The following is a 5,766-nucleotide window of genomic DNA, read 5'->3' as shown; positions in this document are numbered from 1 at the left end:
TTATAGCGTTTGACAAGACGCTGATCCAGACCAGAGATGTGAAATTGAAGAGCATGCTCTTCAATTTAACGCAAAGCTCGGAAATTGTGTAGATACCTATGCCTTTTAGGAGAGGGTTAGGGAGCGGTGCCTTGAAAATCATCCTTCCCCATAAAAGAATCGAATATATTCAGTTCTTTCTTCAGACCAAACCGAGTGCTGGTATTCTTTTAACAAGATTTCAGCTTTATCTCTACCACATTCAAATGATGCCTCATCGCCCTTAAAAAAACGAAGTACGCAAACAACCGAGAAACAGAACATTAAACAGCAGGCTTTAAGTTTAACTCTAAATAATTCCGCACCTGATTACGTCCCTTTTGTTTAGCTAAATATAAAGCCCGGTCTGCCATACGAATGATGTGTTCTTTTTTGGCATTGGCCTGAGAAAGGGCTACCCCAAAACTGGCACTGGTTTTTAAAATTTTCCCTGTTTCCAGCTCAAATTCTTCCTGTTCAATAATTTTTCGACAGCGTTCTGCAATCTCGATCGCCTGCTGCAAATTCTGATCCTTTAAAATCAGGATAAATTCTTCACCACCAAAACGCCCCACCACATCCTGTATTCGCGTTGTGGTACATAAAATGGTGGCTACACGCTGCAAAACAGCATCTCCGGTTTCATGACCATAATCATCATTAATTTTTTTAAAATAGTCCAAATCCAGCAACACCACGGCATAGGTCGCTTTTTTCCTGCTTTCCAAGGTACTGAGCTGTTCCCCAATATAACGACGATTAAATACATTGGTCAGCGCATCGGTCTGACTCATTTTTTTAATCTTCATTTCACGACGGCGCCACTGCGAGAGCAAAATTTCAAAAAATAAAATTGAAGTGAGCAAGATAGGGAGATAGACCTCAGCCATACTTTTGATCCAGAATGGATTATGATAAAACTCGCTATGTGTCAGGGTATCACTGAACACAGGTGCATAGCGAATGACCCCATTAAAAGTTAAATAGCTGATAACAATAGTAAAAATAGAAGCAAAAAGGGCGATACCATAGATCATTTTACGTGAATAATAGACCAGGCCAATCAGCACAATATTGACAAAACCGGCAATGGTTGCAGGACTAAACATACCCACGGTATAGCCTGCATAAATCATCACCGCACCAAAAAACACCGGTGAAAAATAGGCAATAAATTGACGGAATTTTGCATTGTGTTTATATCTGTAGCTAAGCACAATCATGCCGATAAAAACAATTAAGGTGGCAACTACCGTACTAATACGGACGAAAAAAAAGTCATGATTAATCCAGACCCGATTTTCTTCTGAATAGCAACTAAACAGATACCATTTAATCGCGCTGACTTGGCAAAATGCTCCAAAAAAGCAGAGCAATATGCCCTTGTCAAAATTGGACCAGTTAATAATTAAATTATCGGATTCAAATAAATGAAACTTGACTCTGCCCCAGAAATGAAAAGTCAGCCTGAATATTTTTCTAAAAAATTTCATGTTCGTTATTGTATCTTTATAATTTATAGATTTTTTATTAGCTCAAAATTATACCAAAAGTACAAAAAACAAACAATATATGCTTATATCCTGTCGATAAACAGCACTCCATCCAAATGATCCACTTCATGTTGCACAATTCGGGCAGGAAAACCACTCAAGGTCGTTTCTACCAATGTACCCTCTAAAGTGCAATAACGTAGCTTAATGCTTTCAGCACGAGCGACTTGCCCACGTTCATCCGGTACACTTAAACAGCCCTCTTCACCCAAAACCGTCAACTCAGATTTTTCTAGAATTTCAGGATTTACCATCACTAGCGCATCCATTTCAGGTGCATCGGGATAACGCGAGTTCGGACGTGAGGCCACAATAATGACCCGTTTTGACACATAGACCTGAGGGGCTGCAATCCCTACCCCGTTGCGTGCCAACATGGTGGCATGCATGGCTTCTGCAAGTTCTTTTAGCCAAGGACTATTCAACTCAGTCCTTGCCACTTCTGCCGCTGTTAACGTCAAAATGCTTTCACCACGTTGTGCAACAGCTAAAATGGTGCTCATCTATTTTTTCCTTACCCAGCGAGAACGCCAGAATCACTATCTTTTTCTATTCAAAATTCTATAGAAATATTAACCCCAAAATGTGCTGGGTGATATTCAATTTTAAACTTTCTATTGCACATTTATGAATGATTTATGCTGTTCGAAATGCTCAAACTTTTAAGCCACTTTTAATTTTTCCTGATTATTATTTGCCAAATTTCTTTATCAATAAAAAATATGACAACTGCCCAACTCCTGCTCGGTGTGCTTTTTAGTTCTATAGGCTTAGGCTATTTTTTGTATGGGAAAAAGCAAAAAGCGGTCGTGCCCTGGATCTGTGGCTTGGTTCTGATGATTTTCCCTTATTTTATAGAAAGTACTGGTCTATTGACCACAATCGGTGTTGTTCTATCTATTGCCCCCTATTTTATCCGGCTTTAATTGAGTGACAAATCAGGTTGATTTTATTGATAAAATGAAAATACCTGAGGTTTTGACCGGGACTATTACCAGTCGATTGGCAGACTACATGAGAACGGAAAAAGTGATGTTATAGCGTTATTTAGCTAAAGATTAACTATAAAAAAACCTTCAGTTGAAATAATGCTGATCAGTTAAGGAGTTTAGAAATAAACTCTTTAATTTTTTCGTAATTCATGGCGGAGTCTTACCGTTTTAAATCAAACTCTTGCAGCTCATTTGTTACTTTGGTTTCGTCCTGAGAAGCACTGCTTCGTAAGACCAAAGGCATTTGTCATCCGCAAAACTCGTCAACCACCATCAACCAGAAAATTCGTCGCAGAAACAATCATTTTTTTTGTAGTCCTGCCTCAAACAGTTGCGGATGACTTTCCCACATATCAAATACAGTCATGAATTTAAAAAAGAAAATGCCAATCAATTTCTTAACTGACTGGCATTACTTCAGTTGAAGAGCTTTTTATGGATTAAGCGACTAAACTTTTCTTTAACTCATCTTCAACAATCTGGATTTCCAGCTGGCTAAATTTGCGAATTTCTGTTTCGGCATGTTTTTCCAGCATAGCTGAAATCAAAGGGACTTTTACTTTGACATGCCAATTCAGACTAATGTGAATTTTCTGCTCATCTCCTGTCACCAGACGTTCGCAATTCGCTTCTAAAGGCATATTTGCACCCAAGGTAATATTTGAAGTTAATGCGGCTAAATCGGTAACATCGGTACGTTTGACTCGAAATGCATCTTTAAGGAATTTTTTCGCTATGTCTGGAATGTTGACATCTAGGTTATAGGCACGGCATAAAGTGTAAATATCACCGCTTGTTTTCGATTCAATAATTTCCAGTTTTTCCCCAGGAATACGTCGGCATACTGCTTCATGTAAGGCTGTATTTGCTACAAGTCGCTTGAACTGATCAATTGAAACACCCTGAATTGTAGAATTCACAGTAAAACGATGTGCCATATTTTCTAATCCTTTGTTTTTCTAGTGGTTGTTTTAAATTTTTCTAAACCATTCGATCATCACTGATCTAGCCTATTTTTATAGCTCTTTATTTAATTAAATCTTAAAGCTGTTGTCATTGACCCTCTATACCAAACTATTCAGCACGTATGCCACAATGAATGACTATTTTCTCGGCACAGCAAATACTGAGAAAATGCCCACGATATTCAATGATCGCATCAAACTGTTCGGCACCATCATCCAGACCTGTGGCAGTCCAGGTTGTACCTTGAGGAAAATCCTGCAACCAGGCCGCTTTATAAAAGTCAGAAACAGAATCAAAGTTGAGATATTTTTCCGGCTCGGCTTGAATTCGGGCTGCCAGTTCATCAAACCTGTGCAACTGGTATTGAGTAAAGTCAATCAGCATGCATCACTCCTCAGGGTTTAAACACCTTTGAACTGAGTCAAAGCCTGTTTCTTTTTCACCTGCTCCCACTGCCACCAGCCAAAAGTAGCCAAGCCCACAAAAGCCGCATATAAAGCAGCAGTTAAAAATAGGTCTTTATAAATAAACATGCCGACATAAATAATATCGACAAAAACCCACAACACCCAGGTGGCAATATGTTTACGGCTGGTCCAATAGGTGGCCAGCAGACTAAATGCAGCCAGTTGTGAATCCAGCATAGGCACAGCAGCGTCGGTAAAATGCTTTAGCGTTAAACCGAAAATTAAACCGCCAATCGCGGCCAGTAACATTTGGAAAATCACTGTTTTTGTGGCGATCAGCTCAATCCGAATTTCATGATCTTGCTGCTTGCCTTTCAGCCAATGATAGAATCCATAAAAGTTCACCACGATGAAAAAGAGCTGCAATACGGTTTCGCCATAGAGCTTGAATTGATAAAAAAGATAGGCATATAGTACAAAAGCTGCAAAGTTAAACCACCAGCACCACATATTGCGTTTAACGGTGAGTGTCACCCCAATCAGACTAATAATAACTGCAACAATTTCTAAAGGTGACATGGCAATAATCAACCAGCGAACAGGTGTTGCTATTATGAAAAAAAAAGCCCTGAACGCAAGATAAATTATGTCTATTTTGTCCCATCACTCGCCTATCAATACTGTGCTTTCCCCTGCACATTGAATCATTTCAAAAGTATTTAAAAATTTGCCTGCACTCATTTGACAGTTTTCTAACAAGCGTTTAAAACCTAAAAAACAGTTCATCTGGAAAAAATAACCATGTCACCACAACAAGGAAAAGTCAGTCGGGAAATTCGCGGGTCTCTGTTCCTGATTGGCCTCGACCGTACTGCCAAAAGAAATGCCTTTGATAGCCATATGATTCATGATCTGTCACTGGCCTTAACTGAATATGAAGATGACCCGGAATTGCGTTGCGCAGTTATTTTTGCCCATGGTGATCATTTCACTGCCGGACTGGATCTGGTCGAATTACAACCTAAACTGGAAACAGGCGTATTTGATTTTGATCATGCGCAAATTAACCCTTGGGGTACCAGCTCAAGAACACGCAAGAAACCGGTGGTTGTTGCCGTACAAGGGATTTGTTATACCGCAGGCATCGAGTTGATGCTGAATGCCGATATCGTCATTGCGCAGGACAATTGCCAGTTCGCACAAATGGAAGTACAGCGTGGCATTTTACCCTTTGGCGGTACAACCGTGCGTTTTGTACAGGCTGCGGGCTGGTCCAAAGCCATGCGCTATTTACTGACCGGCGATCACTTTGATGCAGCAACAGCACTGGATTTGAACCTGATTAGTGAAATCACCCCTGAACCGCCATTACAACGTGCCATTGAACTGGCGGAACATATTGCCCAGGCTGCTCCACTGGCCGTTCAGGCAACCTTAGCTTCTGCCAAAGAAGCAGCTGAACAGGGTGCTGCAACTGCATTTGCCCATTTACAGCAACATCTGGCTCCATTGCTTAAAACTCAGGATGTACAAGAAGGTGTCATGGCCATGCTGCAACGCCGCGCCCCTGAATTTAAAGGCCGATAATTAAATAGCCAAGTGTCGTCTGACTCCAGTCATAACACGAGTTTACCATGCCAAATCACAAGCAGCAGTGATAAAGCAGTCCTTTTAATCTCACAGTCCAGCTGCCTGTTCAGCGATATCAACAGCAGTATAAAAAGCATCTTTGTACACGACAAAAAAAGATAACTCATTGAAATAATGGCATAATACTTGTTTTCTGACGACGAATATGATGACACATTTCAATGAGTTACATCTCATCTT

At 40.3% G+C, this 5,766-nt stretch carries 7 protein-coding genes; 2 read left to right on the top strand and 5 right to left on the bottom strand.

Translation table 11 applies throughout. From position 1 onward, the window contains the following. Positions 1–302: 302 nt before the first annotated feature. Positions 303–1,394, bottom strand: coding sequence for a GGDEF domain-containing protein (locus tag ACE01T_RS17005; protein ID WP_395519745.1), 1,092 nt, complete (start codon positions 1,392–1,394; stop codon positions 303–305). 200 nt (positions 1,395–1,594) lie between these two features. Beyond that, positions 1,595–2,074 carry a peptide deformylase gene (gene def, locus ACE01T_RS17000; RefSeq protein ID WP_086195952.1) on the bottom strand — a complete coding sequence of 160 codons (480 nt, stop codon included), beginning with the start codon at positions 2,072–2,074 and terminating at the stop codon, positions 1,595–1,597. A 219-nt stretch (positions 2,075–2,293) separates the two neighbouring features. Here def and ACE01T_RS16995 point away from each other — a divergent pair, with 219 nt between their 5' ends. Then, the gene (locus ACE01T_RS16995) at positions 2,294–2,497 is read left to right on the top strand and encodes an amino acid transport protein (RefSeq protein ID WP_086195953.1); all 204 of its coding nucleotides are present in this window, start codon (positions 2,294–2,296) and stop codon (positions 2,495–2,497) included. Positions 2,498–3,003: 506 nt separating this feature from the next. Here the strand turns inward: ACE01T_RS16995 and ACE01T_RS16990 are convergent. From ACE01T_RS16990 to pnuC, 3 genes are all read right to left on the bottom strand, one after another. Continuing rightward, on the bottom strand, positions 3,004–3,501 hold the full coding sequence (locus ACE01T_RS16990; RefSeq protein WP_086195954.1) for a DUF2505 family protein: 498 nt from the start codon (positions 3,499–3,501) through the stop codon (positions 3,004–3,006). 136 nt (positions 3,502–3,637) lie between these two features. Beyond that, positions 3,638–3,913: a hypothetical protein gene (locus tag ACE01T_RS16985; RefSeq protein WP_086195955.1), complete on the bottom strand. Its 276-nt coding sequence runs from the start codon at positions 3,911–3,913 to the stop codon at positions 3,638–3,640. 17 nt (positions 3,914–3,930) lie between these two features. Continuing rightward, positions 3,931–4,515, bottom strand: a complete 585-nt coding sequence (gene pnuC / locus ACE01T_RS16980; RefSeq protein ID WP_086196098.1) for a nicotinamide riboside transporter PnuC — start codon at positions 4,513–4,515, stop codon at positions 3,931–3,933. Between the two features lie 222 nt (positions 4,516–4,737). Between pnuC and ACE01T_RS16975 the strand changes: the two genes are divergently transcribed. Further along, entirely contained in the window at positions 4,738–5,523 is a 786-nt protein-coding gene (locus tag ACE01T_RS16975) for a crotonase/enoyl-CoA hydratase family protein (RefSeq protein WP_395519744.1), read from the top strand. Positions 5,524–5,766 lie beyond the last annotated feature (243 nt).

This window comes from Acinetobacter uliginosus (genome assembly GCF_044130295.1).
Classification (GTDB): domain Bacteria; phylum Pseudomonadota; class Gammaproteobacteria; order Pseudomonadales; family Moraxellaceae; genus Acinetobacter.
Note: the sequence above shows the minus strand (reverse complement) of the source record. Positions and strands in the feature narration are given on the sequence as shown.

What these genes read in the sequence shown, in the direction of transcription:
- def (WP_086195952.1), bottom strand. Translation starts at nt 2,074, where the DNA reads ATGAGCACCATTTTAGCTGTTGCACAACGTGGTGAAAGCATTTTGACG.
- ACE01T_RS16995 (WP_086195953.1), top strand. Translation starts at nt 2,294, where the DNA reads ATGACAACTGCCCAACTCCTGCTCGGTGTGCTTTTTAGTTCTATAGGC.
- ACE01T_RS16990 (WP_086195954.1), bottom strand. Translation starts at nt 3,501, where the DNA reads ATGGCACATCGTTTTACTGTGAATTCTACAATTCAGGGTGTTTCAATT.
- ACE01T_RS16985 (WP_086195955.1), bottom strand. Translation starts at nt 3,913, where the DNA reads ATGCTGATTGACTTTACTCAATACCAGTTGCACAGGTTTGATGAACTG.
- pnuC (WP_086196098.1), bottom strand. Translation starts at nt 4,515, where the DNA reads ATGTCACCTTTAGAAATTGTTGCAGTTATTATTAGTCTGATTGGGGTG.
- ACE01T_RS16975 (WP_395519744.1), top strand. Translation starts at nt 4,738, where the DNA reads ATGTCACCACAACAAGGAAAAGTCAGTCGGGAAATTCGCGGGTCTCTG.